Annotated in this window: 26 protein-coding genes and 1 tRNA gene; 11 read left to right on the plus strand and 16 right to left on the minus strand. The window is 70.6% G+C overall.

Translation table 11 applies throughout. The features are described 5' to 3' along the window. The gene (locus ABZU25_RS01395) at positions 1–1,035 is read right to left on the minus strand and encodes an aldo/keto reductase (protein ID WP_355027325.1); all 1,035 of its coding nucleotides are present in this window, start codon (positions 1,033–1,035) and stop codon (positions 1–3) included. A gap of 129 nt (positions 1,036–1,164) precedes the next feature. On the opposite strand from ABZU25_RS01395, the gene ABZU25_RS01400 reads away from it, so the two are divergent. Next, the gene (locus ABZU25_RS01400; RefSeq protein ID WP_355027326.1) at positions 1,165–1,797 is read left to right on the plus strand and encodes a helix-turn-helix domain-containing protein; all 633 of its coding nucleotides are present in this window, start codon (positions 1,165–1,167) and stop codon (positions 1,795–1,797) included. Positions 1,798–1,965: 168 nt separating this feature from the next. Here ABZU25_RS01400 and ABZU25_RS01405 read toward each other — a convergent pair whose 3' ends face one another. Beyond that, positions 1,966–3,075 (minus strand): FAD-dependent oxidoreductase, encoded by a 1,110-nt coding sequence (locus ABZU25_RS01405; protein WP_355027327.1) that lies wholly within the window; start codon positions 3,073–3,075, stop codon positions 1,966–1,968. A gap of 148 nt (positions 3,076–3,223) precedes the next feature. On the opposite strand from ABZU25_RS01405, the gene ABZU25_RS01410 reads away from it, so the two are divergent. Next, a complete protein-coding gene (locus tag ABZU25_RS01410; protein WP_355027328.1) occupies positions 3,224–4,078 on the plus strand; it encodes a helix-turn-helix transcriptional regulator in 855 nt (284 codons plus the stop codon). 39 nt (positions 4,079–4,117) lie between these two features. On the opposite strand, the gene ABZU25_RS01415 is transcribed toward ABZU25_RS01410, so the two are convergent. Further along, positions 4,118–5,794: an MDR family MFS transporter gene (locus tag ABZU25_RS01415; protein ID WP_355027329.1), complete on the minus strand. Its 1,677-nt coding sequence runs from the start codon at positions 5,792–5,794 to the stop codon at positions 4,118–4,120. A gap of 265 nt (positions 5,795–6,059) precedes the next feature. Here ABZU25_RS01415 and rfaE2 point away from each other — a divergent pair, with 265 nt between their 5' ends. Then, positions 6,060–7,880, plus strand: a complete 1,821-nt coding sequence (rfaE2, locus tag ABZU25_RS01420; protein ID WP_355027330.1) for a D-glycero-beta-D-manno-heptose 1-phosphate adenylyltransferase — start codon at positions 6,060–6,062, stop codon at positions 7,878–7,880. Next, positions 7,877–8,755 carry a glycosyltransferase family A protein gene (locus ABZU25_RS01425; protein ID WP_355027331.1) on the plus strand — a complete coding sequence of 293 codons (879 nt, stop codon included), beginning with the start codon at positions 7,877–7,879 and terminating at the stop codon, positions 8,753–8,755. The genes rfaE2 and ABZU25_RS01425 overlap by 4 nt, the downstream gene beginning before the upstream one ends. Before the next feature lie 6 nt (positions 8,756–8,761). Here the strand turns inward: ABZU25_RS01425 and ABZU25_RS01430 are convergent, their stop codons facing one another. From ABZU25_RS01430 to ABZU25_RS01440, 3 genes are read right to left on the minus strand one after another with little or no spacing between them, the layout of a single operon-like run. After that, positions 8,762–9,865, minus strand: coding sequence for a glycosyltransferase family 9 protein (locus tag ABZU25_RS01430; protein ID WP_355027332.1), 1,104 nt, complete (start codon positions 9,863–9,865; stop codon positions 8,762–8,764). A gap of 8 nt (positions 9,866–9,873) precedes the next feature. Further along, on the minus strand, positions 9,874–10,425 hold the full coding sequence (locus ABZU25_RS01435; RefSeq protein WP_355027333.1) for an Hsp20/alpha crystallin family protein: 552 nt from the start codon (positions 10,423–10,425) through the stop codon (positions 9,874–9,876). Further along, positions 10,425–10,928 (minus strand): DUF2231 domain-containing protein, encoded by a 504-nt coding sequence (locus ABZU25_RS01440; protein ID WP_355027334.1) that lies wholly within the window; start codon positions 10,926–10,928, stop codon positions 10,425–10,427. Before ABZU25_RS01440 ends, ABZU25_RS01435 begins: the two co-directional genes overlap by 1 nt. A gap of 167 nt (positions 10,929–11,095) precedes the next feature. On the opposite strand from ABZU25_RS01440, the gene ABZU25_RS01445 reads away from it, so the two are divergent. Beyond that, positions 11,096–11,713 (plus strand): pyridoxamine 5'-phosphate oxidase family protein, encoded by a 618-nt coding sequence (locus ABZU25_RS01445; protein ID WP_355027335.1) that lies wholly within the window; start codon positions 11,096–11,098, stop codon positions 11,711–11,713. Positions 11,714–11,726: 13 nt separating this feature from the next. Here the strand turns inward: ABZU25_RS01445 and ABZU25_RS01450 are convergent, their stop codons facing one another. Continuing rightward, positions 11,727–12,281, minus strand: coding sequence for a DUF4240 domain-containing protein (locus ABZU25_RS01450; protein WP_355027336.1), 555 nt, complete (start codon positions 12,279–12,281; stop codon positions 11,727–11,729). 155 nt (positions 12,282–12,436) lie between these two features. Between ABZU25_RS01450 and ABZU25_RS01455 the strand changes: the two genes are divergently transcribed. Next, entirely contained in the window at positions 12,437–13,054 is a 618-nt protein-coding gene (locus ABZU25_RS01455) for a DUF5565 family protein (RefSeq protein WP_355027337.1), read from the plus strand. 69 nt (positions 13,055–13,123) lie between these two features. Here ABZU25_RS01455 and ABZU25_RS01460 read toward each other — a convergent pair whose 3' ends face one another. Then, entirely contained in the window at positions 13,124–13,450 is a 327-nt protein-coding gene (locus ABZU25_RS01460) for a hypothetical protein (protein WP_355027338.1), read from the minus strand. Between the two features lie 641 nt (positions 13,451–14,091). Next, entirely contained in the window at positions 14,092–14,937 is an 846-nt protein-coding gene (locus ABZU25_RS01465; protein WP_355027339.1) for an SGNH/GDSL hydrolase family protein, read from the minus strand. A 289-nt stretch (positions 14,938–15,226) separates the two neighbouring features. Here ABZU25_RS01465 and ABZU25_RS01470 point away from each other — a divergent pair, with 289 nt between their 5' ends. From ABZU25_RS01470 to ABZU25_RS01485, 4 genes are all read left to right on the plus strand, one after another. Continuing rightward, positions 15,227–15,622: a helix-turn-helix transcriptional regulator gene (locus ABZU25_RS01470; protein ID WP_355027340.1), complete on the plus strand. Its 396-nt coding sequence runs from the start codon at positions 15,227–15,229 to the stop codon at positions 15,620–15,622. A gap of 156 nt (positions 15,623–15,778) precedes the next feature. After that, entirely contained in the window at positions 15,779–16,687 is a 909-nt protein-coding gene (locus tag ABZU25_RS01475) for an aminopeptidase (protein ID WP_355027341.1), read from the plus strand. Between the two features lie 164 nt (positions 16,688–16,851). Next, positions 16,852–17,604: an LPXTG cell wall anchor domain-containing protein gene (locus tag ABZU25_RS01480; protein ID WP_355027342.1), complete on the plus strand. Its 753-nt coding sequence runs from the start codon at positions 16,852–16,854 to the stop codon at positions 17,602–17,604. Between the two features lie 285 nt (positions 17,605–17,889). After that, on the plus strand, positions 17,890–18,435 hold the full coding sequence (locus ABZU25_RS01485) for a GNAT family N-acetyltransferase (RefSeq protein WP_355027343.1): 546 nt from the start codon (positions 17,890–17,892) through the stop codon (positions 18,433–18,435). Positions 18,436–18,557: 122 nt separating this feature from the next. On the opposite strand, the gene ABZU25_RS01490 is transcribed toward ABZU25_RS01485, so the two are convergent. From ABZU25_RS01490 to ABZU25_RS01500, 3 genes are all read right to left on the minus strand, one after another. Then, complete coding sequence (locus ABZU25_RS01490; protein WP_355027344.1) at positions 18,558–18,728, minus strand: hypothetical protein; 171 nt, start codon at positions 18,726–18,728, stop codon at positions 18,558–18,560. Positions 18,729–18,794: 66 nt separating this feature from the next. Beyond that, positions 18,795–18,953 carry a hypothetical protein gene (locus tag ABZU25_RS01495; RefSeq protein WP_355027345.1) on the minus strand — a complete coding sequence of 53 codons (159 nt, stop codon included), beginning with the start codon at positions 18,951–18,953 and terminating at the stop codon, positions 18,795–18,797. A gap of 1,079 nt (positions 18,954–20,032) precedes the next feature. Further along, positions 20,033–20,106, minus strand: a tRNA-Thr gene (locus tag ABZU25_RS01500). Between the two features lie 143 nt (positions 20,107–20,249). Here ABZU25_RS01500 and ABZU25_RS01505 point away from each other — a divergent pair. Then, positions 20,250–21,989 (plus strand): metallophosphoesterase, encoded by a 1,740-nt coding sequence (locus ABZU25_RS01505; protein WP_355027346.1) that lies wholly within the window; start codon positions 20,250–20,252, stop codon positions 21,987–21,989. A 43-nt stretch (positions 21,990–22,032) separates the two neighbouring features. On the opposite strand, the gene ricT is transcribed toward ABZU25_RS01505, so the two are convergent. The 4 genes from ricT to ABZU25_RS01525 all read right to left on the minus strand — a co-directional run bounded on the left by ricT (position 22,033) and on the right by ABZU25_RS01525 (position 24,464). Then, the gene (ricT, locus tag ABZU25_RS01510) at positions 22,033–22,872 is read right to left on the minus strand and encodes a regulatory iron-sulfur-containing complex subunit RicT (protein WP_355027347.1); all 840 of its coding nucleotides are present in this window, start codon (positions 22,870–22,872) and stop codon (positions 22,033–22,035) included. A 275-nt stretch (positions 22,873–23,147) separates the two neighbouring features. Beyond that, a complete protein-coding gene (locus ABZU25_RS01515; protein WP_355027348.1) occupies positions 23,148–23,828 on the minus strand; it encodes a hypothetical protein in 681 nt (226 codons plus the stop codon). Continuing rightward, positions 23,828–24,133 carry a hypothetical protein gene (locus ABZU25_RS01520; protein WP_355027349.1) on the minus strand — a complete coding sequence of 102 codons (306 nt, stop codon included), beginning with the start codon at positions 24,131–24,133 and terminating at the stop codon, positions 23,828–23,830. The genes ABZU25_RS01515 and ABZU25_RS01520 overlap by 1 nt, the downstream gene beginning before the upstream one ends. 1 nt (position 24,134) lies before the next feature. Continuing rightward, entirely contained in the window at positions 24,135–24,464 is a 330-nt protein-coding gene (locus tag ABZU25_RS01525; RefSeq protein WP_355027350.1) for a YbaB/EbfC family nucleoid-associated protein, read from the minus strand. Positions 24,465–24,478: the final 14 nt, after the last annotated feature.

The raw sequence follows: 24,478 nt of genomic DNA on the forward strand, positions 1-24,478 counted from the left end.
TTACTGCGGGTGGCGCAGCCCGGCGAAGAACCCCTCCTGGATCCAGTTCGGGTACGCGACGGGCAGCTTGGTGGCCTCGTCCAGTTCGGCGAGATCCTGCTCGGTCAGCGTGAGTTCCGAGGCGGCGATGTTGTCCACCAGCTGCTCGTGCTTGCGGGCCCCGACGATCACGCTGGTCACGGCCGGCCGGGACAGCAGCCAGGCGACCGCCACCCGGGCCGGGCTGACCTCGTGCCGCTCGGCGACGCCCTTGAGCACGTCGACCACACCGAAGGCGGTCTCCGGGTCGAACGGCGTGAAGCTGGCGTAGCCAGGCTGGGCGCTGCGGGCGTCGCTGTCGGCGACCGCGCCGTCCCGGCTGACCTTGCCGGAGAGGAATCCACCGGCGAGCGGGCTCCACACGGTCAGCCCGATGCCCGCGTCGAGTGCCATCGGCACCACGTCGCGCTCGACGTCCCGACCCAACAGGGAGTAGTACTCCTGCACGGAGACGAAGCCGGCCAGCTTCTCGCGCGCGGAGATACCCAGGGCCTTGGACAGCTGCCAGGCGGCGAAGTTGGCGGCACCGATGTAGCGGACCTTGCCCTGCCGGACCGCGTCGTCGAGCGCGCGCAGCATCTCCTCCATCGGGGTGACCTGGTCGAAGTTGTGGATCTGGTACAGGTCGATGTGGTCGGTGCCGAGCCGGCGCAGGCTGTCCTCCAGGTTCTGCATGATGTGCAGCCGGGAGGTGCCGACGTCGTTCGGGCCGGGGCCGGTCCGGGAGTGCACCTTGGTGGCCAGCACCACGTCGCGACGCCGCTTGCCGAGCGCCTGGCCGAGCAGCTCCTCGCTCTCGCCGTCGCTGTAACCGTCGGCGGTGTCGACGAAGTTGACCCCCGCGTCCAGCGCGGTGTCCACCATCCGCTGCACGTCGGGCAGGGCCAGCCCGCCGAGGGTGCCCCAGAGCGGGTGCCCGCTGCCGCCGAAGGTCATCGCGCCGAGCGAGATCTCCGAGACGTACACCCCGGTGGTGCCCAGCAGTCGATACTTCACGTGTCGCTCCTCGTGATGCGGGGGGTTCGGAGGCCGAGGTCGGGCACTCCCTGGTCACAGTGTCGGACAGTGTGTCCGGCAACGAGCGTACGTCGCCGATCCGGCCCCCGGCCACCTAGGATTCCGGCTATGCCCTCGATCACCCGCCGCCGCCCGAGCAACCCCGACGGGCGAGCCGCCGTCGAGGCGCGGGTGCTGGCGGCCACCGAGCGGCTGCTCCAGCAGGGGGCTCGCTTCACCGACCTCGGCGTCCAGCGGATCGCCGCCGAGGCCGGGGTGGCGCGGTCGACCTTCTACACCCACTTCCGGGACAAGAGCGAGCTGCTCATGCGCCTCGCCGGCACCATGCGCGAGAGTTCCTTCGGCCGCACCGGCGACTGGAACCCCAGCGGACCGGGTGACCCGCTCGCGGTGCTCACCGAGGTCTTCGCCGACATTATTCGGATCTACCGGACATACGCCCCGGTTCTGGCGGCGATCAGTGAGGTCGCGGCGTACGACGAGGTGGTGCGCGAATACTGGGCGGCGGGGCTGGAGCAGTTCGTGACGCGCACCGTCAAGGCGCTTCGCGCCGAGCAGCAGGCCGGGCGTACCCCCGCGAGCCTGGACGTGGAGACCGCGAGCCGGCTGATCGTGCACGGTGGTGACCGTTTCCTCGCCGACCACGTCAGCACGACCACGGCCGACCCCGCCACCGACGCGGCCGCCGCTCGCGAGCTGGCCGCGACCTGGTGGTACGGCGTCTACCGTCGCCCCGCCTGACGGGCGTCACCTCTCGCCTGGCGCCTGATACCTGGCACTGGTCGCTCGACTCCTCCGACCGAAGAGAAGTAGAGCAGTGATCGACTCGGGTTCACGGAAGTCGGGGTGTCCCACTGCGAAGGACGCCCCAACTTCCATGATCTCGTGTTGATCAAGGGTGCCGGCTGATCAGGCTGCGGTGGGGCCGAACTGTTCGATGAAGCGGCCGGTGAACAGGTCGACGCCCTTGTACTCGGAGACCGTCGCGGCAGAAACCACGGCGGGGCCGTCGGGCGTCGGCAGCTGACCAACACCGTGCCGCGACCCGAGCGGGACCAGGATCATCGGGTCCGGCATGGGCTGGTAGGTGGCCGTCGGCTGCTCGCCCCGCAGGTGGGCGGCGATGTTCTGCGCCACGACCTCGGCGTGCCGCAACGCGTACGCGGCCATCTTGTCCTCGGCGACATCGGTGAGGTCGCCGATCGCGTAGACATGGTCGAGGATGCCGTCGACCCCGCGGACGTTGAGGGTTTCGGTGACGGCCACCTGCCCCTGCGAGGTGAGCGCTGTCAGCCGGCCGTCGGCGAGGTAGTCGCTGCTGATCCGCACGCCGTAGGCACGGAACCAGATGTCGGCGGTGATCTCGTCGCCGCCGGTGGTGGTGGCCGTGAACGTCGCGGCCCGATTGGCCTCGGTGGCCAGGGGCGCGGCCAGGCTCGTGCCCAGCCGCACTTCGATGCCCAACTCGTCGAGCTGCCGGTGCAGGTCAGCGCGCATCTCCGACCCGAAGGCGGGCAGCAGTCGCTCGGCCGGATCGACGATGGTGACGTGCTTGTCCGGCCAGGCGTCCTTGATCTCACCGGCCAACTCCAACCCGACCGGCCCGGCGCCGAGGATCAGCACCCGCTCCGCGCTGGCCAGCTCCTTGTTGGTCTGGCGTAGGTCGTCGAGCGCTTCCTCGACGGAGTCGGCCGTCGGCCTGGCCGGGTAGGCGTACCCGGATCCGGTGGCCAGGACCAGGTAGTCCGCCGCGACACGTTGACCCGAGGCCAGCGTGACGCCGCCGGGATCCACCGAGACCGCTCGATCCCGGATCACCCTGCCCCGCGGGAGGACCGTGTCGAAGGGGAAGAACATGTTGCCGGCCCAGTCCGGCCGGGTCAGCGCCCGCAGCGATCCCGCGACGTTGACGAACGCGTCCCGCGGATCGATGAGGACGACATCAGCCTCTGCCTCCAACGCCTTGGCGACCGCCGTGCCCCCGTAACCGCCACCGACGATCGCAACCGTACGACTCATGATTCGGCTCCTACCGACAGGATTCGCGCTCGACCGCTGTCGAACGCCTTCCCAACGGTCGTCAGTTCGCCGGATGCCAGGGAGGCCGGACTGAGGCTGGTAGTAGCAGGGACACCATCCGGAGGGCAGACGTTGTTACGTTCGGGTGGTGAGCGACAACGAGCTCGGGTTGTTTCTGCGCGTCCGCCGTGAAGCGGTGACTCCGGCCGAGGTGGGGCTGCCCACCGGGCCCCGCCGGCGCGCCGCCGGGCTACGCCGCTCCGAGGTGGCGGCCCTCGCCGACGTAAGCGTGGAGTACGTCACGAGACTCGAACAGGGCCGCGACCGTCGGCCGTCTCCGCAGGTGCTCGCCGCGCTCGCCAACGCACTCCGGTTGACCCGCAACGAACGCGTCCACCTGCACCACCTCACCAAGGCGAGCGATCCCGGCTTCAACTGCCGGGGCCAGAGCACAGCGGCGCGCTCGGTACGCCCGACCGTGCAGGCACTGCTCGACCGCCTCGAACCCACACCCGTGGTGCTGCTCAACCAGCTCAGCGACATCCTCGCCCACACCACCGGTTTCGAGCGGCTGGCTGGACCGACCGGGATCCTGGACGCGGCAGAGCCCAACCTCGCCCGGTTCGTCCTCACCGACAGCCGCGCACGCAGCGCGTACCCGGACTGGGACCACATCGCCGACGAGCAGGTCGCCGCCCTCAAGCAAGGCCCGTTCCGGTCATACCCGCCGATGGCCGCGCTGGCGGACGAGCTGACAGTCACCGCCGGCGACGCCTTCACCCATCGCGTCGACACGGTTCCGGGCCTGGCGAAGCCCAGCGGCGTCTTTCGTCTGGCCCATCCCGAGGCGGGCATGCTCCGGCTCGCGTACGAGACCCTCGAACTTCCCGCCGAGGACGATCAACGGCTGATCGCTTACCTGCCTGCCGACGCGGCAACCTCCGCCGCGCTCGACCGTCTCAACGGCCAACACCCGCAGCCGCTCCGCCTCGTGGCCGGGTGACACCGACCGCCCCGGACCGGGGCGGTCGGCGAACACGGATCAGATCATCGTCTGGGACTTGGCCTCCATGTCGGCGGCGGCCTCCTCCTTGGACTCGCGGGTCAACGGCTTGCCGCCCGGGGCCGGGGCCTCACCGCCGAGCGGGTCGGCGCCGCCGGTGGCACCCTGCGGGCCGGCACCCCGCAGCTGCGTGTTGGGCAGCGTCAGGGTGACCACCACCGCCACGATGGCGATCAGGCCGGCGGTCAGGAAGACCATGTCCAGCGCGTCGACGAAGGCGCCCTGGATGGCCGCGCGGACCGGCCCCGGCAGGGCCAGGATGGTGGCCGGATCGTTGATCGAGATGTTGGTGCCGCCACTCGCCGCCACGGCGGCCTGCTCCTGCGGCGGAAGCTGCGCGATCGCCCCGGGCAGCCGGTCGCCGAGCCCGCTGGCCAGCCGGGACGAGAGCACCGTGCCGAGGATCGCCACTCCGAACGAACCACCCAGCGACCGGAAGAAGGTCGCCGAGGACGTCCCCGCACCCAGGTCGCGGACCGAGACCGCGTTCTGCACCGCCAGGATCAACGACTGCATACACAGACCCAGCCCGACGCCGATCACCACCATGAACCCGAACGCCACCCAGAGGGAGGTACTCACCTCCAGCCGGGTGAACAGGAACATGCCGATCAGCAAAGTCACCGAGCCGGCCACCGGGAACCACTTGTACCGGCCGATCCGGGTCATCGCGCGACCGGTCAGGATCGAGGTGATGATGATGCCGGCCATCATCGGCAGCATCAGCAGACCGCTGCGGGTCGGCGAGGCGCCCTTGACGATCTGCAGGTACAGCGGGATGAAGATGATCGAACCGAACATCACCAGGCCGATGATGAGCAGTGCCGAGTTGGCCAGGGCGAAGGTGGCGCTCCGGAACAGCCGCAGCGGCAGGATCGGCTCCGCCACCCGGGCCTCCTGGAGGACGAAGAGCACCCCCAGCACCGCACCGACGACGAAGAGCGTGATGATCACACCCGATCCCCAGGCGTACTCGTTGCCACCCCAGCTCAACGCGAGCAGCAGCGAACTCACCCCGGCGACCAGCAGCCCGGCACCGAGCCAGTCGATCGAGTGGTCCCGGCGTTCGAACGGGATCAGCCGCATCACGTGGTAGCAGACCACAATGGCCAGGATCGCCAGCGGCACGTTGATGTAGAAGATCCACCGCCAGTCGGTCTCCGCGAAGTACCCACCGACCAGCGGCCCGGCCACCGACGAGATCCCGAAGACCGCGCCGAAGAGACCCTGGTAGCGCCCACGCTCCCGGGGTGACACCACGTCCGAGATGATGGTGAACGCGAGCGTCAGCAGACCACCGGCGCCGAGGCCCTGGATGCCCCGGGTGACGATCAACTGGGTCATGTTCTGCGACAGCCCGGCCAGCAGCGACCCGACCAGGAACGTGCCGATCGAGAAGAGGAAGACCGGACGACGCCCGTACAGGTCGGCCATCTTGCCGTACAGCGGCGTCGACGCCGTCGAGGCGAGCAGGTACGCGGTGACCACCCACGAGTAGTGGTTGATCCCGCCCAACTCCCCGACGATGGTCGGCAGGGCCGTACCGACGATGGTCTGGTCGAGTGCGGCCAACAGCATGCCGGTCATCAGGCCGAACATGAGCAGCCGGATCTGCTGACGATTCAGCACCGGCGCGGCGGAGGCTTCGGTGGTCATGTGGCCTTCTATCCCGCAGGCCGCAGAACATGCGCCGAACCGCAAAAAAACCCCATCCCCGCCAAACCCCCACCCCCCTCCCCCAGGCCCCCCCGACCCCAGGTTCCGGGGGTACCTCAGTCCCCTTCCCGCCCTCGAACGCCCGAAACAGGTCGGACAGGTTCGGACCGGTTCGGACCGGTCAGGGCCCATCGAAGGGGGCCTGACCAGCGGCACCGGTCGCCCCGCAGGTTTGTCCAGCAGGCCGCTGGGGACCCCGGGAGGCATGGCAGGAGCAGCAGCGGAACAGCGCCGGCTCGCCACCGTCGTGGAGAGCTGGCTCGAACGCCCAGTCCTGATCGTCGGTGACGCCATGTTGGACGAGTGGCGGTTCGCCGACTCCGACCGGCTCTGCCGAGAGGCGCCCGCACCGGTCCTCACCCTGCGCCGACGGATCTCCGCCGCCGGTGGGGCCGCGAACACCGCTGTCAACGTCGCCGCCCTCGGCGGCCGGGCGGTGCTTGTGGCACCGGTCGGCGCCGACGTGGCCGGCGACGAGCTGCACGACTGTCTGGATCGCGCGGGCGTCTGGGACCGCACTGTCAACCAGCCCGGACGGCCCACTCCGGTGAAGCGGCGGATGCTCGCCGGCAACCAGATCCTGCTCCGCGAGGACTCCGGCGACCCGGACGACGCGCTCGACCCGGAGGGCGTGACCCGGCTGCTCACCGCCCTGAGCTGCGCCACCGAGGAGCTGCGCGCCGCCGCCGGTGGGGAGGCGCCGACCCTGGTGGTCTGCGACTACGGCCTGGGGGCGCTGCCCGCGCCGGTCCGCGCGTGGCTGGTCGAGCAACGCGAGCGGTACGCCACTGTCGCGTTGGACGCCCACGACCTGGCCGACTGGCGGGGCCTCGCGCCGACAGTGGTCACGCCCAGCTTCGCCGAGGCGACCCGGCTGCTGGCCCGAGCCGGCGGCCCGACCCGACCGACCGCCGGCACCGAACTGCACCTGGAGCACCCGCACGGTGACCCGGCCGATGGCCCGTCCGAGCTGACAGTGGGCGCGGCCCCGGGCGGCGTACGCGCCGACGACGTCACGATCGACCGCCCGGGACCGGTCGGTGAGCCCACCCCGGGCGAGGATCGGGTGGCCCTCACCGGCGACGGGCTCAGCGTCACCGGCACCGGCGTCACAGTGAACACCCGGGCCGGGGAGGGCGTGGACCGGGCCGTCCTGGCGGAGTCGCGCCTCGCGGAGCTGCGCGCGCACACCGGTGCCGACGTGGTCGCGGTGACCCTGGACACCGAGGGGGCGGTGGTGGGTGGCGCCGACGGGGAGCCGCGGCGCAGTCACAGCACCCCGGTCCCGGCGAGCCATGCCGTGGGGGCCGGCGACGCGTACCTGGCGGCGATGACGTTGGCCCTGGCCGCCGACGCCCCGCTGCCCACCGCCGCCCAGCTCGCCCAGTTGGCGGCCACCATCACCGTCTCCGACACCGGCACCTGCGTGTGCCGGCGGGAGGATCTGCTCACCGCGCTCGACCAGCCGACCGAGACCATGAGCCATCCCGCGCTGGTCGGCAGCGACGAGCTGGACGCGATCGTCGCCGAGTACCGCGAGGCGGGACGGTCGGTGGTCTTCACCAACGGCTGCTTCGACGTGCTGCACCGGGGGCACGTGCGCTACCTGGAGCAGGCCCGCGCACTGGGTGACCTGCTGATCGTGGCGGTCAACTCGGACGGCAGCGTACGCCGGCTGAAGGGCCCGGACCGGCCGGTCAACCCGGTCGAGGACCGGGGTGCCCTGCTCGCCGCGCTCGCCTGTGTGGACCATGTGGTGGTCTTCGAGGAGGACTCACCCGCCGCGCTGATCGAGGCGGTCCGGCCGGACATCTACGTCAAGGGCGGGGACTACCCGCCGGAGCTGGTGCCGGAGGCGCCGCTGGTGCGCCGGCTGGGAGGCCAGGTGCACACCCTGGGGTACGTGCCGGACCGGTCCACCTCGGCGATCATCGAGCGGATCCGGTCACACAGTCAGGAGGCGTCGCCACCCCCCAACGCGCGGGAGCCCGACCCGTCGCTCAGCTCCCGCACCCGGGCGTCGTGAACCGCCCCCTCGACCTCGGCACCCCGGCGGAGTTCCGCACCGACCGGCTTGTCGACGTGTTGATTCCGACCAGGAACCGGCCCGCCGAGTTGGCTGTCACCCTGGGCGGACTCGCCGCCCAGGACGGGGTGCCCGGGTTCGGGGTGGTGGTCAGCGACCAGTCCGACGGGGATCCGGCGTACGCGCATCCCGCCGCGGCCACCATGGTCCGGGCGCTGCGTCACCGGGGTCACCCGGTGCTGCTGACCCGCCGGTTGCCCCGCCGAGGGTTGGCCGAGCACCGGGCGTACCTGCTCGCCGCCTCGACCGCCAGGTACGTCCTCAACCTCGACGACGATGTGTGGCTGGAACCGGGGACGCTGCGCCGGCTGGTGACGGCGATCGGCGAGCTGGGCTGCGGCTTCGTCGGCAACGGCGTACACGGGCTCTCGTACGCCGACGACCTGCGGCCGGACTCGCACGGACTCTACGAGGAGTGGGTCGGCATCCCGACGCCGGAGCGGATCCGCCCGCAGACCCCGGAGTGGAACCGCGCCCGGATCCACTCGGCGGCCAACCTGCTGCACATCACCGAGCAGTTGGCGCTGCCGGTGGGTGCGTGGCGGGCGTACAAGGTGTCCTGGATCGGCGGGTGCGTGCTCTACGACCGGGCCAAGCTCGTCGGCGCTGGCGGCTTCGACTTCTGGCGCCGGGTGCAGGAGAAGCACCAGGGTGAGGACGTGGCCGCGCAGCTCGCGGTGTTGGCGCGTGACGGCGGCGCGGGCATCCTGCCCAGCGGCGCGTACCACCTGGAGTCCCCCACCACCGTCACCGACCGGGACGTGGAGGCGTGGGAGGTCGTCCTGGCCGACGAGGACAGCCCCCAGCCGGCCTGACGCCGCTCACTGCGGGGTGAGCAGCTCCCGGGCCGCTTCCCGCACCTCGGCAACCGGCACGTCGGTGACGAACGAATCCTGGTGTGGACACTCTCCGTCGCCCGGCCGGTGCGGGTAGATGCCCGGCGTGCAGTCCACCCCACACACCGGACAGTGCACTGTCCACGAGCAGATCGGCCGGTGCCGACCCCGCAACGGGTTGGCCGTGTTGATCAGGTTGCCGACCCAGAAGATGCCCACCGTCGGGGCGCCCACCGCGGCGGCTAGATGCAGCGGGCCGGTGTCGTTGGAGATCACCAACGCGCAGTCGGCGTAACAGCCCGCCAGCCCGCCGAGGCTGAGTGTGCCCACCTGGGGTCGGACCGGGACTCCGGCCGCCGCGACCACCCGGTCCACCACCTCCTGCTCGGCGGGTGTGCCGGTGACCAGCACCTCGTACCCGTCGCCGTGCAGCTCACGGGCCACCTCGGCGAACCGCTCGGCGGGCCAGCGGCGGCGGGTGTCGCTGGCTCCGGGGTGCAGCGCCACCCGGGGCCGGTCCGCCGGGCCGAGCACCTGGGCAGCCTCGGCTCGATCGGCGTCGGTCACCGCCAGCGTCGGCGTGATGGTGGTCGCCGGCGCTCCCACCAGCCCCACCACCTCCAGGTAGCGGATCACCTCGTGCTGGTAGTAGACGTAGCGGAGCCACCGGTCCAGCGGCGGCGCGTCCTCGGCGCGCAGGCCGACGGTCACCCGGGCACCGAGGCGACTGATCAGCGGGTTGGAGTTGGCACCGCCGCCGTGGATCTGCACCGCGAGGTCGAAGCCGGTCGCGGCGGCCAGGAAGTCGTCAATCGACGACTCCGGCTCGCCCGGCTCGGGAGCACGGATGCCCGGCGCGGGCGGCACCACCAGCACCCGGTCCACCGGGCCGGGCCGGTCGCGCCAGAGCTTCGCGTGCCACGGCGCTCCGAGCAGCACGATCTCCGCCGCCGGGTACGCGGCACGCAACGCGTCCAACGCCGGCAGGACGAAGATGAAGTCGCCCAGGGCGTTGGCGCGCAGCACCGCGATGCGCCGCACGTCTTCGACTCGCCCGGCGGTCGGGCCGAGCGGGGACGGAGTGGTCACGCAGCCCGCTACGTCCGGTCGACCTCGCCGGCGGTGTCCGGGCGGTGCAGCTCCCGGTCCGCGGCGGGGTCGGCCGGCATCGGCGTACCGGTAAGGGGGTCGCCGGAGCGCGGCCCGGTCCGACCGACGGTGATGGTGCGCGGCGCGGGTCGCGTCGCCCGGGGCAACCGGACCCGGAGCAGGCCATGATCCATGACCGCGTCGATGGCCTCCGGGTCGACCCGGGAGGGCAGGTTGATGCGGTATTCGAAGCCCCGGGTCTCGAAGCCGCCCGGGATGCCCTGGTCGGCGTTGACCTCCGCCTCGGAGCGGGCCCGTACGCACAGTTCGAGGTCGTCCAGCTCGACCGCCACCTCCTCCGGTGCCACCCCGGGCAGTCGGACGACGACCTCCCAGCCGTCGGCGGTCTCGGTCAGCTCGACGTCGGACGCACCGGCCCGGCCACCGACCAGGCGGCTCAGCTCGGCGCGCAGCGACTGTAGCTCCCCCATCGGGTCCCAGCCCTGCTGCCGGCCGCCGCGCCAGCCCCGACCGAATCCGCCGGTCTGCTGATCGCTCATCACACCTCTCCGATCCGCTGCGTGGCCGTGGGCGGCCGTAGTGAGCTGGGCGCGTCCAGGCCGGCGTCCCGGTCGACGCCCACACCGAGCCGGTCGACCAGCTCGCCGCCCAGCCAGGCGCTGATGCCGAGGATCCCCACCGCGACCACCTCGATGGCGACCAGGGCACCGCCCGCGGCCCGGGAATCGGCGTTGAGCCGGACGACCCACACGGCGGCGAAGAGCAGGATCACCGCGACGTTGGCGGCGGCGTGCAGCAGACCCACCCGCTTGGCGCGGGTGCCGGTCGGGATGGCCAGCAGGTCGAACGAGCCGGCCGCCGCCGCGAGGAGACCGCCGATCAGGCCGACAGTGATGTTCCAGTACGCCACCTCGCCGAGGAGGTCGGGGCCACCGACGGTATCGATCACGTCGAACAGCACCGCCGTGGCCAGCAGCGCGACCGGAAACATGACGAGCATCGGATGGACTGGGTGACCCAGCACCTTGAGTCGGCTCTCCATCTCCCGGCCTCCACTGGTCGGCGTCCTGCGGAACGGTCCTCGTGCGGCGGGCGCGTCGGATGAGGCCCTACCCCCGGTAACCGGGCACAAACCTCACACTGGTCACGGCGGCCTAGGCTGACAACCGGCGGTGCCCGCCAACGGGTCAACGCCTGAGGGAGGATCACGTGACGGTGGAGATCACTTCGCACGAGGAGCTTCGCGACCTGCTCGGGGTGCCGACCGCGCGGGCCGCCAACAAGGAACGCCGCCGCCTGCACGAGCGGGACCGCGAGTGGCTCGGCGCGTCGCCGTTCTGTCTGCTGGCCACGGCCGGTGCGGACGGGAGCTGCGACGTCTCACCCAAGGGCGACCCGGCCGGGTTCGCCCTCGTGCTGGACGACACGACCATCGCGCTGCCCGAGCGGCCGGGCAACAAGCGGGCCGACGGTTACCGCAACATCCTGGACAACCCACACGTCGGGTTGCTCTTCCTCATCCCGGGCCGCACCGACACACTGCGGATCAACGGGCGGGCCCGCCTGGTGAGCGACGCTCCCTGGTTCGACGACATGACGGTCAAGGGGCACCGGCCGGTGCTCGCCGTGGTGGTGGAGATCGAGCAGATCTTCTACCACTGCGCGAAGGCGTTCCTCCGGTCCGCGCTGTGGCAGCCGGAGACCTGGCAGCCCGACCTGCTGCCGTCCCGCGCCCGCCTGATCAAGGAGGTCGAGGCGGTGACGGAGAGCCTCGACGACCTGGAACGGTACTACGGCCCGGAGTACGCCAAGAAGATCTACGTCTGATCGCCGAGCCGGGTCAGGCCGACCAACCGGCAGGGTTGCCGAACGACTCCCGGGAGATTCCGGAGCCGGTCCCCGGCAGCGAACCGAAGCGGTCGTCGTGCAGGTGCGCGAAGAAGTAACACATGGCCTCGCACTCGGCGTCGAGCAGAGCCATCGCGGGGTCGGTGCGGACCGCCTCGTAGTACGTCCGTCCCAGCGCGACGATGAAACCCCGGGCGTAGAGGAAGCCGTCGTCCGACCCGTCGGTCACCTCGTGGATGTCCTCCCGATCGATGTCGTGCAGCTTGCGCTCCACCACCCGGTCGAGAGCGGTCAACTCCGGCCCGGTCAGCTCGGCGCTCAGGTGCCGGAGCCGGTCCAGGAACGCGTCCAACCAGGCATCGATCGCCTGGTACGGGCCGTCATCGTCATCGTCATCATCGTCGGCGGGGTCGCGCTCGACGAGGGCCTGACGCAGCGCCAGTGGCTCGGGGCCCAACTCGGCCCACGCCGCCTCGATGAGCGCCCACAGCCGGGCCTCGTCGGTGGGGGTGGGCAAGGTGCCAGGGGCGTCAGTGGTCGCGGTCACCGTCGGACCGTATCCACCACCACCGACGTTCTCAGGTCCCCGAGAGTCGGCGGACACCATCCACCGGTGGCCGTCCGAGCGACGATATGCGGTGGCAGCCGAAATCACCTCTCCTTCATCCTGTGCGAGTCCGACGCAGCAGAGAGGAGACCGCGATGCGGAAGATCCCAACCCTGTTCCGACGTGACCCGGAGGACATGCGCCGGGTGACGTCAGATGTCCACCCGGACTGCCGATGGGTTCTCGACGGCGAGGGAGTCGCCACCCGGAAGTACGACGGCACCTGCGTCACTTACGACGGCGAACGCTGGTGGGCTCGGCGCGAGGTCAAGCCGGGCAGGACCACGCCTCCGGGGTACCAGCCGGTCATGACCGACGACACGACCGGCAGGACCGTCGGCTGGGAGCCGATCGAGCAGTCGACCTTCGCCGCGTTTCATGCTGAGGCGCTCGGCGCGATCGTGGACGCCGACCAGGTCACCGGCCCACAGCCTGGCGCGACCTACGAACTGGTCGGGCCGAGGGTGAACGGCAACCCGGAGAAGGCCGGCGGTCACCAGCTCGTCCGCCACGGCTTCTGCGCCGCCGGGGACGAGGAGGAACTGCGCAAGGCGCCGCTGGACCACGACGGGCTGCGTGACTGGCTGCTGGGTCACCCGGGATGGGAGGGTCTGGTCTGGCACCACCCGGACGGCCGCATGGCGAAGCTCAAGCGTCGCGACTTTTCCTCGGGGGCCGAGCGTCCGACGGCGAGATCGCCAATCCCTCGTTGACCTGGCGATACCGCACGCGTCGAGCGAGCACAGGGGATGAAGGTCCCCTGTGCTCGTCGTGCGGTGGGGTCAGGAGCGGATGCCCATCAGGTCGGGAGCGTCGTCGTCGCCACCGGGCCGCATGTCGGTGCCGCGATCCTGGTAGCCACGCCAGTACGCCTGGTGCGGCGCACGGGCCACCGATACGACCACGACCTTGATGCCCCCGGCCAACTGCCGGCTGTTGACGATGACGGCGGCGACCGAAACGGCGGCGGCGATGGCGCCAACGGCGAAGGCTCGGCCGGACACCGCGCCGTCCCAGTCGATCGCGGCGACCAGCACGGTGGCCAGCCAGCAGAGTCCGGCGACGGCGAGGACGACATTCGCGGCCTTTGACTGAGTGCGAGTATCCACGAGGGGCTCCGATCTGCGCTGGGGGGCGGCGGTACGAGGGGATCTGAGGTCGGGTCACCTCCAGCCGGGCGCCCACCGGGCGGCTGGCATCGGTCACGCCACCCGTCACGCGGCGGGTGAGCCACATCAGGCCGGGCGGAGGCCCAGGTCCGGTCCTGCCACCTACGGGACATCGGAGCGGGGCAGCAGTCGACAGAGACGCTGCGCGAGGGACGGAACGAACGCAGCGACCAGGACGCTCGGCGGGGTGAACGGCGGGGTCCCCGTGCCGCCCACCCCCGGCACCCGGGCAACGGGACAACGGCGCATCGCGAGGGCCGGGGCCACACCAGAGAGGACGACGCCCTGTACGAGCCACACGTAGCCTCCCCCCGGTAGGCGTCGTCCCGATCCACATGCGGTGCCGGGCTGCCGCCTGACCTGCCGGGATTGGGCCGGAGGAAAGATCGGCAGATGGACATGATCTCGCACCCGTCGAGCTGAGGCGAGCCCACTGCACGGACACACGCTTTCCTGAGCGGGCTGGTTGCGCTCATCCGGAAACGACGAAGCCGGCCCCACCCAGGATGGGTAGAGCCGGCAGAAGTTGGTCGCGGCCCGGTGGCGCGCGTCGGGTCACCGTAGTGACCGGACCCACCTCGTCAGTTGAGGTTCATCCTGTCGCAGGGAATCCACTGACCGACCGGGTAGCCCGGCCGCCGGCCCACCAACCCACATGGCAGCGGTGCCTGCGGGACACCCAGTCGGGGGGCGATGGTGTTGTAGGCCAGCCGACCCATCACCGTGTAACCGCCGGGCGTGGGATGCACGCCGCACTGGTCCAGATAGCCTTCCGGGATGGACTGGTAGTCGATCCAGGTTGGCACGCGATCGCCGTACTCGTCGATCACCAACATGCTGCGGTAGATCGCGTCATTGACCTTGGCTTCGCTCGCCGGGAGCCAGGCAGGGCTCGGACCCGGTGGCGTCGTGCAGCCATCGGTGCCGTGCCCCGAGCTGTACTGCACCCAGGACGGGTACATGAGGACGTCCGGGTCCAGGTCCAACGCCGTGTCGAAGAGCCCCCGGTAGGTGCTCTCGAAGGCAGCGATCTGCGCCGAGGTGGCGTTCGACAGGTTGTTGTTGGTCCCGCAGTTCAGCAGGATCAGGTCGGGTCGGTGCGTGGTGACCAGGTCCGCCATCCGCGACGACCAGTAGTTGCAGGTCACCCCTCCGGCCGCTGCGACGACAAACTCGTGCGGTACGCAGAATTGGTCGAGCAGCCACCCCAACTCCGCGCGGTAGCCGGCGGTCACCGATTCGGTCATCGTCGCGCCGCCGGTGATCGAATCGCCCACTGTCAGAATCTTCACAGTGGGTCGACCCGGCGCTGGGCAGGCGGCGGCAGCTGCGGCCTGGGCGGCGACGGGTGTCCCCGAAGGGATGGACAGGCCGACCGCCACGAGGACGACGGCGATGGCACCCACCAGCACGGGACGTAGTTTCATCGGCTCTCCCCCACTACCGACACGGCGGCCTGCTCGCCACGGACCAGATCTGGCACTGTTATTGCCATTCATGGCACTGACCGTACCGTGTCCACCACTCAGTGCCAAGTGTGGCAACGGCACGTACTTTCGGCTCAGGGTGTTCGACCCCTGGCGACGGCGCCGCTCTCCGTAACCCCAGTAGGGCTGGACCCGGGTGACCGCTTCGTCGACCACGAGCCGGAGCCAGATCCGGCACTACACTCGGGTCCGGCAACGGAGTCCCACACGCGGCACTTACCATCACCCTGTGTCAGCGAGTGCCAGCCAAGATCCCCGTGTCATCGCGTTCGCGCGGTTCATCAAACGCGCCCTCGACGAGGCCGTACGGGAACGCGCCATGTCCATCGAGGACGTCGAGCAACGCACCGGCATCGGTCGATCGACCATCTACCGGTGGCGCCGAGCCGAGATAGCCAACCCGCAGCGCACCCAGGTCCAGCAGTTCTGCGACGGCCTCGGCATCCCGCGTTCGGTGGCCTCGCAGATACTGGGCTGGGACGGCGCGCCGCCGTCACCCACACCGGACCCGAGCACCGACCCCGACCTGCGGGCAGTCGCGCGCATCCTGATGGACCCCAACGTCTCCGCGGAGGAGAAGACCGTCATCCGCGCGACGCTGCAACACCTGGCCCGCCGAAGGTAGCCCCCGGATCAGCGGGCAGGTCTGCCGACAGGCGATATCCGCGGCTGCCAGCAGCGACCACCGGGCCGTTCGGCTGTTCGACACGTAGCCGCCGACCCCGGCCGGCTCCACACTCTGGGGCTACGCATTCCCCACTCACGTGTCACGATCTCCGCCATGCGTCTTCCGATCGGCCTGCTCGTCGCATCCGTCGCGGCCGGTCTGCTCTCGGCTGCGGCGGCGCTGCTCTCCATGCCAGCCGAGTCGATGCAGTTCGGCCTGGTCATGCTGCTCGCACTGCTCGGCTACGTCCTGCTGGATCGCGGTGCGCGCCGCGTGCGGTGGGCCGTCGCCGCCGGTATCGGACTCCTTGCCGTGGTGGCGGTGCTGAGACTGCACTGGCATCAGGAGCAGGTCGTCGAAGTGGGCGGGGTGACATACGGGCCAGCGACAGCAGAGACGTCCATATTGGGGCCATGGCGGGACTCGATCGACAGGCAACGGCTCGCCGCGCTGGGTCTGGCGCTTGGCGTTGTCTGTCTCGCGGCCGGCGTGTGGGCACTGCCGTCGCGCGGCAGGCGGCGGGGTGTGGCGACGACAGTCCTCGCGCTGCTGCTGCTCGCCTGGTTCGGGCTGGACTCCACCCGGGAGTTCGTCGACTATCCGCTGTGGGACCTACTTGGGACGGTGTGGCCGACGCTGCTCGCCGCTCTCGTGACCATGGGGGCACTCGCGCTGTCCGGGTGGCGGGCCGATCGGCGTTGGCTGCTCCCGGTGGGATTGTTCCTGCTGTCACTCGGAGCGGCCGACGCGTACTCGGATCTCGCCGGGGTGTGGTCAGGCTGGTGGGAATTGGCCAATCCTGACCAGAACGCCTTCCTGGAATTGGGGATGATGGTGAGCAGGTCACCGGCCGACTCCTTTCAGGTGTCGTCAGCCGTGGAAACGACGATCGCGCTCGCCGGGGCGGGACTGGCTGCCGTCGGAGCGCTGCGCAGCTCCAGGGAGGCCGCGGACCGAATGGGCCTCCCGCTGATGGGCGACGAAGGCTCGAATGCCGCTGGAGATGACGACTCTTCGGCGTAGTACACCTCGTTCAACACCGTTGATCACAAAGCATGGAAAAACGGCCTCTGGCCCTATTTCTACCGAGCCGCCTGACGAAATCGAACGGTCTATCCCATCTTGCTTTTCCGCGAGCCGACGTTAATATCTCCATGTTTTGATCTACAACGGGGAGGAAGACCAACATGCGATGGAAGTTTCCGGCCGGCGCCCTGATAGCGCTGGCCTTTCTGGTTCCGGCAGCACCAGCGGTGGCTCAAGCCGGATCGCCCGGGCTGAACGCGGCCTGCCAGACGGTCGAGCGCAAAACGTACAAGGATATTCGCGAGCTCTTCACCATCGATCTGGATACCGCCACCACTGGGCAGCTGCGGTTGTTGGCCAATCGAATCCTGGCAACGGCGGACGAAGGGAAGTTGCCCGTTCTGCGGGACGCCATCGAGAAGGCGCTGAGGGGCACCTCGGAAGAGCTCCGGGCTTTCCTCAAGTCCGACGTGCAGAATTCCTGGTCAATTGCTCTGCGGGTCACGGTGAACCAGACGATGACGGGCGCTGGCGCCAACGTGAAGGAGGCCGCGCAGAAGACGCTCGACACCGAGTCCGTCGACACCTACCTGGCTTACCTGAACGAAGGCATGTACGCCGCACGTGCGCTTGACTGCGCGTCTCAGCCCACGCCGACGCCGAGCGCCTCGCCCAGTGCGACGCCGAGCGCCACCCCCAGCGCCACGGCGAGTGCGACGCCCAGCGCCACGACGACCGTCGCACCGACCTCTACGCCCTCCGCCAGCGCGGCCGCTCCCGGCGGTGACGGCGGTGGGCTGCCTCTGACCGGTGCCAACACCGTGACCGTGGCCGGCCTTGGCGCTGCGCTTCTGCTCCTCGGCGCCGCGGGCTACGTGATCGGACGCCGACGCCGTTCCCGCTTCGTGGCATAGCTCACTCGACGCGCCCGGCTCGACACTTCGTCGGGCCGGGCGCGATCAGCGCCGGCGGATGTATCTGCCGGCGTCGTGGACCGAGGACCGGGACCGGTGTGCCGCAGCCGGGTTGCCCGACGAGGTCGAGTTCGCCACCAAGTCGGAGTTGGCCGTGCAACACCATTACCGGTGAGCTGGCCTCCTACCGCTGCTCGGCCGGCCTGGACCACAGCCACACCGTCAACCGACCGGTGCGATGGCGCCGCACACCGGAGGGCTCGCCTCTGCGCGATACTTCCCGTCATGCTCCGCCATGGCCTTGTTGAGTTCAGGCAGATCTCCCACCCGTCCGAGATCAGCGCCCGTCAGACACGCGAGCTGGTCGAGTGCTGGATCGCGGTGGCGAACATGGGCGGCGCTGTGGGTTTCGCGTTCCCGCCCGTCGGACCGGAACAGGTCACTCCCGTGGCCGAGCGCCTCATCGCCGACCTGGGTCCGCAGCGCAGCAGACTCCTGCTGGCGGTGGTCGACGGGGCACTGGCTGGTTGGCTGAACCTGTCCCGTCACGTGGATCCGCTCGTGTCTCACTGGGGCACCGTCAACCGCGTTCAAACACATCCCGACTACCGAGGTCGCGGGATCGGCGCAGCGATGATGCATCGGGTCCGACAGATCGGCCGCGACGAGATGGGGCTGGAACAGCTGCGCCTCTGCGCGCGAGGCGGGGCCGGCCTGGAAGACTTCTACGCCCGGCTCGGCTGGAAGGAAATCGGCCGGTGGCCCGGGGCGCTGCGGTTCGGCGCGGGCGATGACCGGGACGAGATCCTGATGATCCTCGCGCCGCTGTGACCTGTACTGATCACGGTGTCGGCGGGGCCGGGCCGGCGCGGCCCGCTTGTGGACGGATTCCGCGGTTCCTCGTCGACGAGCTGGCCGCGCACGTCGCCGGGAACGCCAGGACAGCTTGGTGCTCACCGCCCCAAACGGCGGGCGCTGCGCACCACCAACTTCGGGTCGACGGCGCGGTCGTCGGCCGGCCGGTCGCTCTTGGTGCCCTCGCCCTCGCAGGCGCGAGCACCGGCCAGGGCGACGATGACCGCGAGGGTCTTGACGGTGCAGCGTGTTCGCTGAGGATGGTGCATGGGTCAGACCTCCAGTGTCTGATCAAGGCCCTGGGGCGGCGCTTGCATCGCCGTTCCCGGGGCCGTCTACTTGCGGTTGCCGCCCGGCTTGGTGCCGGGCGCCCACATTCCTTGTTGCCGGCGGCGGCACTCGGGTTGGTCACACGTGCAGTACCAGCCCAGTTCCTCGGTGGGGATTTGGTCGCCCCCGCACTTGTGCTCGACGGTGGCGAGGATGGTGTCCATACAGCCGAGGCACCTCAATGCCCTCGGCGCTACGGCTCCCGGATCCATCCCACGATCCGCTCGTACAGGTGGTGGGGTCCTCGTCCGGGCGCTCCGCGCTGGCGACGAAATAGAGCGCGCCGACGTGCATCGAGAGGCCGATGCGGTCGCGCCGGTACTGCTCGGCCAGTCGCACCTGCGCCGGCGAGCACGGCCAGGACGTGTCGGGCCCGCAGCTGCGGCAGTCCCACTCCGGCCGGCGCGGTACGTGCTCGTCGGCCGGGCGCGCCTCCAGGGCGGTGAGTTCCCGGATCGCCTGCTCGTACCGGGCCTCGCTGGCCGCCCGCGCGGTGGTCGGCGTCTCGAAACTCACGGTGTTGGCCCGTCGTAGGGATGCTCGGCCCGCTGCTGCCGTGCCAGGTCGAGCAGTCGCTGCTGGGCGGCTCGGCGGTCGCCGGCTTCCCAGGTCCGGCCGGCGGAGTCCTCGCAACGGGGCCGCCGGCGGGTAATTCGGTTGATCGGGTTGCGCCACATCGACATCCCTTCCGGGTGGATGAGCCGCGGCGGGGGCTCTGGGGCTGCCCGGCCGTCCGGCGGACGTGTACGAGATCACTCGGACGTACTACGCCGCCGGCGTGCCGGTCGAGACAGCGGACATCGTGCTGCCGCGCGGTCGGTACGAGCTGGTTTACCGAATCCGGGTGGACTGACGGCGGTTCAGTGCGTCGGGTACAGGCTGGCACGCAGCCGGTCATCTCGTTGATGAGTAGCTGCCGGTCGGCCTCGCGGCGCTCCAGCTCGGTCGCCGGCCGCCACGTCCGCACCGGCTCCGGCCGCGGCTGTCGCTGGTAAGGCAGCGCCGGCCGCCACGACGAGCAGTCCGACCAAAATGGACGCCATCGCGGCCTGCACGGTGACGATGCTGCGTCGCAGATGAACGCGTACCCTCTGCCTCGCGCCGTAGGCCCGGCCGGCAAGGTTCGGGTTGACTCGCCGAACCTCGGTGGGCGGGTGGCATCGCCGAGTCACCACCGGGGTCAACAGAAAAGAGCCTCTGGCTCCCGGGCTTCCACCCGAGGCCAGAGGCCCTTCATTCACCGAGCCGCCTGACGGAATCGAACCGTCGACCTACGCATTACGAGTGCGTCGCTCTAGCCGACTGAGCTAAGGCGGCAACGATGAGCAAGTGTACGGCACCCTGTTGCCCGACCCCGAACGGGATAGCCCCGCGCTACCACCACCGTCAACCGGACAACGACTGCCAACTGGCCCGTTACCGGACAGCGTCACATTGAATCCGGTACTACGCTGCGGCGGGTGAGCGACGAACGCGACGACTACCGGGCTCCGGCGGCCGACGATCACCCCGACAGCGAGCGTGCCCGGCCTCGGCCACGCTCCACCGATCCGCTGGAGCTGGGCTTCACCCCGCGCAAGCCGGTGCCGTGGCTGGCACCGTTCCTCCTGATCAGCACCGGCATCCGGACGCTGCTGGCGATCCTCTTCGGCGCCTACCTGGACAAGCGCGAGTTGCAGAACGCCTTCGGCGACGACATCTTCCGCCAGGCGGGACCGGACGGCGGGCTCTGGCTCGACTACGTGGCCGACCTCGGTGACGGCTTCAACGCCACGTACTCGGTCGCGTACCTGCTGGCGCAGCCGGAGCTGACCGTGGACGGACACCGGCTGCCCCGGGCGCAGACCCTGGTGATGGGCGGCGACCAGGTGTATCCGTCGGCGGCCTACGCGGAGTACGAGAACCGGTGCAAGGGCCCCTACCAGGCCGCGCTGCCGTTGACCCCGCCCGACCGTCCCACGCTGTTCGCGGTGCCGGGCAACCACGACTGGTACGACGGACTGACCGCTTTCCTGCGGCTGTTCGTCCGCTCCCGGGACCGCAACTTCGCCGGCTGGCGTACCGGGCAGTCGCGGTCGTACTTCGCCGTGGAGTTGCCGGCCGGCTGGTGGCTGCTCGGCGTGGACGACCAGTCCGGCTCGTACCTGGACGACCCGCAGTTGGCCTACTTCGACGAGGTGGCCCGACGGCTCGGCCCGGAGTCGAAGGTGATCCTGGCCGCGCCGTCGCCGACCTGGGTCAAGGCCGCCGACAGCCCGGCCGCGTACGACTCGATCGACTACTTCGTCCGGACGATCATCGACCCGACCGGGGCGCGGGTGCGGCTGCTGCTCTCCGGCGACCTGCACCACTACGCCCGCTACTCCGGCCCGGACCGGCAGTTGATCACCTGTGGCGGCGGCGGAGCGTACCTGTATCCCACCCACAAGCTGCCGGATCGCATCGAGGTGCCGCCGCGCGACACGCTGGCCCGCCGGGCGAGCCGTACGCAGCAGTACGACCTGGTGGCCCGCTACCCGGACGCGGCCCGCTCCCGCCGCTACGGCTGGGGCATCTTCGCTCGGCTGCCGTTTCGCAACCCTGGCTTCACCACGTTGCTCGGCATCCTGCACACCCTGCTGATGCTGGCGATGGCGGGCGCGACGGCGAACTGGGCCGACAGCACCAACCAGCGACTGTTCAGCGTCCCGCTGGTGCTGATGGTGCTCGTGACGGTGATGGCGGCGGTTCTGTTCGCCAAGCCGCCCAACGCCAGCGGCAAGCGGCACGTCCGGAACTGGCTTCTCGGCGTCAGCCACGGGGTGGCCCAGGTGGCGCTGGCCGCTGGCGCCACCTGGGTCTGGTTGGCGCTACCGTTCTACGAATGGCCGTGGCCACTGCCGGCAGTCGCCGCGGCGGTGGTCTACGGGCCGGTGATCGGCCTGGTCGCCAGCCAGGTGGTGGCGGCGTACCTGCTGGTGGCGGGTTCGTTCGGCGTGAACGTCAACGAACTGTTCGCCGGGCAGGGCATCGAGGACTCCAAGTCGTTCCTGCGGTTGCGCATCGACCCGGACGGGACGCTGACGATCTACCCGATCGCTGTGGACCGGGTTTCCCGCGACTGGCAGGTGAACCCCGACCAGTCCCCCACCGCAAGCTGGCTAACCCCGAAAACTCCCCTGACCCCGCACCTGTCCGAACCCCCCGTAGTCCTGCCCTGATCCATCACCTGTTGATCAACATGGGCTGTCCGGGGGGAGTGTGTTAGGGGGTGTAGTGCTGGTCGTGGGCTTGGCGGGGGGCGCAGACGGAGGCGCGGGAGCAGGAGCAGCGGGAGCCGTCCGCGTCGAGGCGGACCGTCACCGCGTCACGGGGGACGCTGTGGCCGACGACCCGGCCCTCGCCCTCCGGCGTGGAGACCCGGCTGCCGACCGCCGGGGCGGTCTCCTGGAACCTGGCGTACAAGGGATGCTCGTATTTGAGGCAGCACATCAACCGGCCACACGCACCGGAGATGCGCAGCGGGTTGAGTGGCAGGTCCTGGTCCTTGGCCATCCGGATGGTCACCGGCTCGAAGTCGGTGAGGAACGTCGCGCAGCACAGATCCCGACCGCAGGAGCCGATGCCGCCCTGCACCCGCGCCGAGTCGCGCGCGGAGAGCTGGCGTAGCTCGACCCGGCAGTGCAGGGTGGCGCCCAAATCACGGACCAGGGAGCGGAAGTCCACCCGGTGTGGGGCGGTGAAGTAGACGGTGCTGCGCTCGCCGCCACTCTCGGCCGAGCCGAGCACGTGGTCGACCGCCACCACCTTCATGGGCAGGCCGTGCGAGCGGATCAGCCGTTTCGCGGCCACCTTCGCCTCGGCCTTGCGACGCCGCAGCGCCTCGTCCCGGTGGAGGTCGTCGTCGCCGGCGAGCCCCACCAGCCGGGGAAAGCCGTCGGTCTCCTCGGTGACCCACTGCGCGGCCCACACGCACTCCGCCACCTCGGGCCCGTCGTCGGTGGGCACCAGCACCTTGTCGCCCACCTGCGGACGCAACTCGCCGGGATCGAGGTAGTAGAGGCGCCCGTATCGGTTGAAGCTGACCGCGCAGAGCATCCCCATCTCCCCACCCTACGACGGATCATCGCAAAGGACGCACCAGCCAGTCCGTCCACTGCCATCCATGACCGTCGACTCGACCGATTGCCGGGCGGCCCGTCGTGCCGTTACGCCTCGCCCGGACGGTTGAATCCGGGCCCGGACAGCAGACAAGCACGCCCCCGGCGGCGTTGAGTGAAGGCAGACCTGCGGGGGGTGCAGGGGAAGACCACGGCGTCGCCGTGGGCGCCGGCTCCGGTCCGACGTCCGCGAGCGACGCCGTGGGCCTGTCCGAGCGGCTACCAGCCGACACGGGTGGGCTGGTCATAGTGGGGCCGGCCGTCCACCGGTGGTCGCCACGCAGTCTCGGCGAGGCTCGGTGCCCACTGCCGCAGCAACGTCTCCGCACCGTCGTACGCGACGCAGAGCACCGCCAGCACCCGCGCGGCGATCTCCGCCGCGTCGGCCACCCCCGGCCCGACCGGGCCGGGGCGGGTCGACGGGTCCGTGGCGGTGGCGGCGACCACGGCCACCGCCTCGGCCGAGCGCAGCACGTCGGCCAACGTCCGGGCCAGCGCGAGACGGCTGCCCTCCACCCAGTCGGCCAGCGCGTCAGCGTAACCAGCTGTGGATTCGAGCCGCCCGACCAGGCTGTCCGGCCCCTCGTCGAGGTGGCGCAACAGCGCGGCCCGCTGCTGCCCGTACGCGGTGGCGGCCGGGCCGGACCAGAGCACCGGGTCGGTGAGCGCGGCGGAGACGTCGTCGTACCCCCGGACCAACCGGCGCACCGCGTGCCCTGCGCTGGCGAGCGGCGCGGGGTGCAGGTCGAGGAAGCCGCGGACGGCGTCGCCCGGCAGCACCTGCATCCGGCGCAGCAGCGGCCAGACCCGGTGCCCTTCCGGGACGCCGGCGGCGATCAGCCGGTCCACCCGGCGCAGCAGGTCGAGGCCGGGATCGGCGAGCCGGTCCAGGGCGTCCATCAGGGCTCCCCGGCGAGCCGGCGGCGAGCTGCCCGGTCGACCTCGGCGTAGCGGTCGGCGGCCTCCCGCACGGCCGAGGCGGCGGCGGCCAGTCGACCGGCGGCGGTGCGGGCCTCCCGGGCCCGGTCGTCGGTGGCGGTGGCCCACTGCCGGTGCAGCGCGCGACCGATCTCGCCGGGGCGGCCCGGAGCGTCGACGCCGAACGCGGCCTGAGCCGGGTCGCTGGCGGTGACGGTGTGCGCGATGGCGGTGAGCGTGGCGCTCGCCTCGTCCAGTCGGGCGGAGAGCGCGCGCAGTGTGTCCATCTCAGGCCCCCGCGAGTGGTCGGTAGGCGGCGAACGTCTCGTTGTGCAGCTTTTCCCGCGCCCACTCGGCGGCGTCGGCCGCCGCGGTGACCGCGGCCTGCACGGAGCCGGCGACGTCCCGTGGGTTGCGGGTGTGCAGTGGGCCGAGGAACCGGACGTGGGTGATCCGCCCTCCGGCGGTGACGACGACCTCGACCAGACCGTCCGGCGACCGGACGGTCACCTCGACGGTGGACACCGCCTGGTCGAACTCGGCCTGGAGCTGCTCGATCCGGCGGTATCGCCGCACCGCCTCCTCGATCCAGGCTTCGTCGATCTCCCCCCGTGGCATCGGCCGACTCCTCC

Source organism: Micromonospora sp. NPDC005215, assembly GCF_040607915.1.
GTDB lineage: Bacteria > Actinomycetota > Actinomycetes > Mycobacteriales > Micromonosporaceae > Micromonospora.

Excerpts from the sequence above, each read along its gene's own strand:
- ABZU25_RS01400 (WP_355027326.1), top strand. The coding sequence starts at position 1,165 with ATGCCCTCGATCACCCGCCGCCGCCCGAGCAACCCCGACGGGCGAGCC.
- ABZU25_RS01405 (WP_355027327.1), bottom strand. The coding sequence starts at position 3,075 with ATGAGTCGTACGGTTGCGATCGTCGGTGGCGGTTACGGGGGCACGGCG.
- ABZU25_RS01415 (WP_355027329.1), bottom strand. The coding sequence starts at position 5,794 with ATGACCACCGAAGCCTCCGCCGCGCCGGTGCTGAATCGTCAGCAGATC.
- rfaE2 (WP_355027330.1), top strand. The coding sequence starts at position 6,060 with ATGGCAGGAGCAGCAGCGGAACAGCGCCGGCTCGCCACCGTCGTGGAG.
- ABZU25_RS01435 (WP_355027333.1), bottom strand. The coding sequence starts at position 10,425 with ATGAGCGATCAGCAGACCGGCGGATTCGGTCGGGGCTGGCGCGGCGGC.
- ABZU25_RS01440 (WP_355027334.1), bottom strand. The coding sequence starts at position 10,928 with ATGGAGAGCCGACTCAAGGTGCTGGGTCACCCAGTCCATCCGATGCTC.
- ABZU25_RS01455 (WP_355027337.1), top strand. The coding sequence starts at position 12,437 with ATGCGGAAGATCCCAACCCTGTTCCGACGTGACCCGGAGGACATGCGC.
- ABZU25_RS01465 (WP_355027339.1), bottom strand. The coding sequence starts at position 14,937 with ATGAAACTACGTCCCGTGCTGGTGGGTGCCATCGCCGTCGTCCTCGTG.
- ABZU25_RS01475 (WP_355027341.1), top strand. The coding sequence starts at position 15,779 with ATGCGTCTTCCGATCGGCCTGCTCGTCGCATCCGTCGCGGCCGGTCTG.
- ABZU25_RS01480 (WP_355027342.1), top strand. The coding sequence starts at position 16,852 with ATGCGATGGAAGTTTCCGGCCGGCGCCCTGATAGCGCTGGCCTTTCTG.
- ABZU25_RS01485 (WP_355027343.1), top strand. The coding sequence starts at position 17,890 with ATGCTCCGCCATGGCCTTGTTGAGTTCAGGCAGATCTCCCACCCGTCC.
- ABZU25_RS01490 (WP_355027344.1), bottom strand. The coding sequence starts at position 18,728 with ATGCACCATCCTCAGCGAACACGCTGCACCGTCAAGACCCTCGCGGTC.
- ABZU25_RS01495 (WP_355027345.1), bottom strand. The coding sequence starts at position 18,953 with ATGGACACCATCCTCGCCACCGTCGAGCACAAGTGCGGGGGCGACCAA.
- ricT (WP_355027347.1), bottom strand. The coding sequence starts at position 22,872 with ATGGGGATGCTCTGCGCGGTCAGCTTCAACCGATACGGGCGCCTCTAC.
- ABZU25_RS01515 (WP_355027348.1), bottom strand. The coding sequence starts at position 23,828 with ATGGACGCCCTGGACCGGCTCGCCGATCCCGGCCTCGACCTGCTGCGC.
- ABZU25_RS01520 (WP_355027349.1), bottom strand. The coding sequence starts at position 24,133 with ATGGACACACTGCGCGCGCTCTCCGCCCGACTGGACGAGGCGAGCGCC.
- ABZU25_RS01525 (WP_355027350.1), bottom strand. The coding sequence starts at position 24,464 with ATGCCACGGGGGGAGATCGACGAAGCCTGGATCGAGGAGGCGGTGCGG.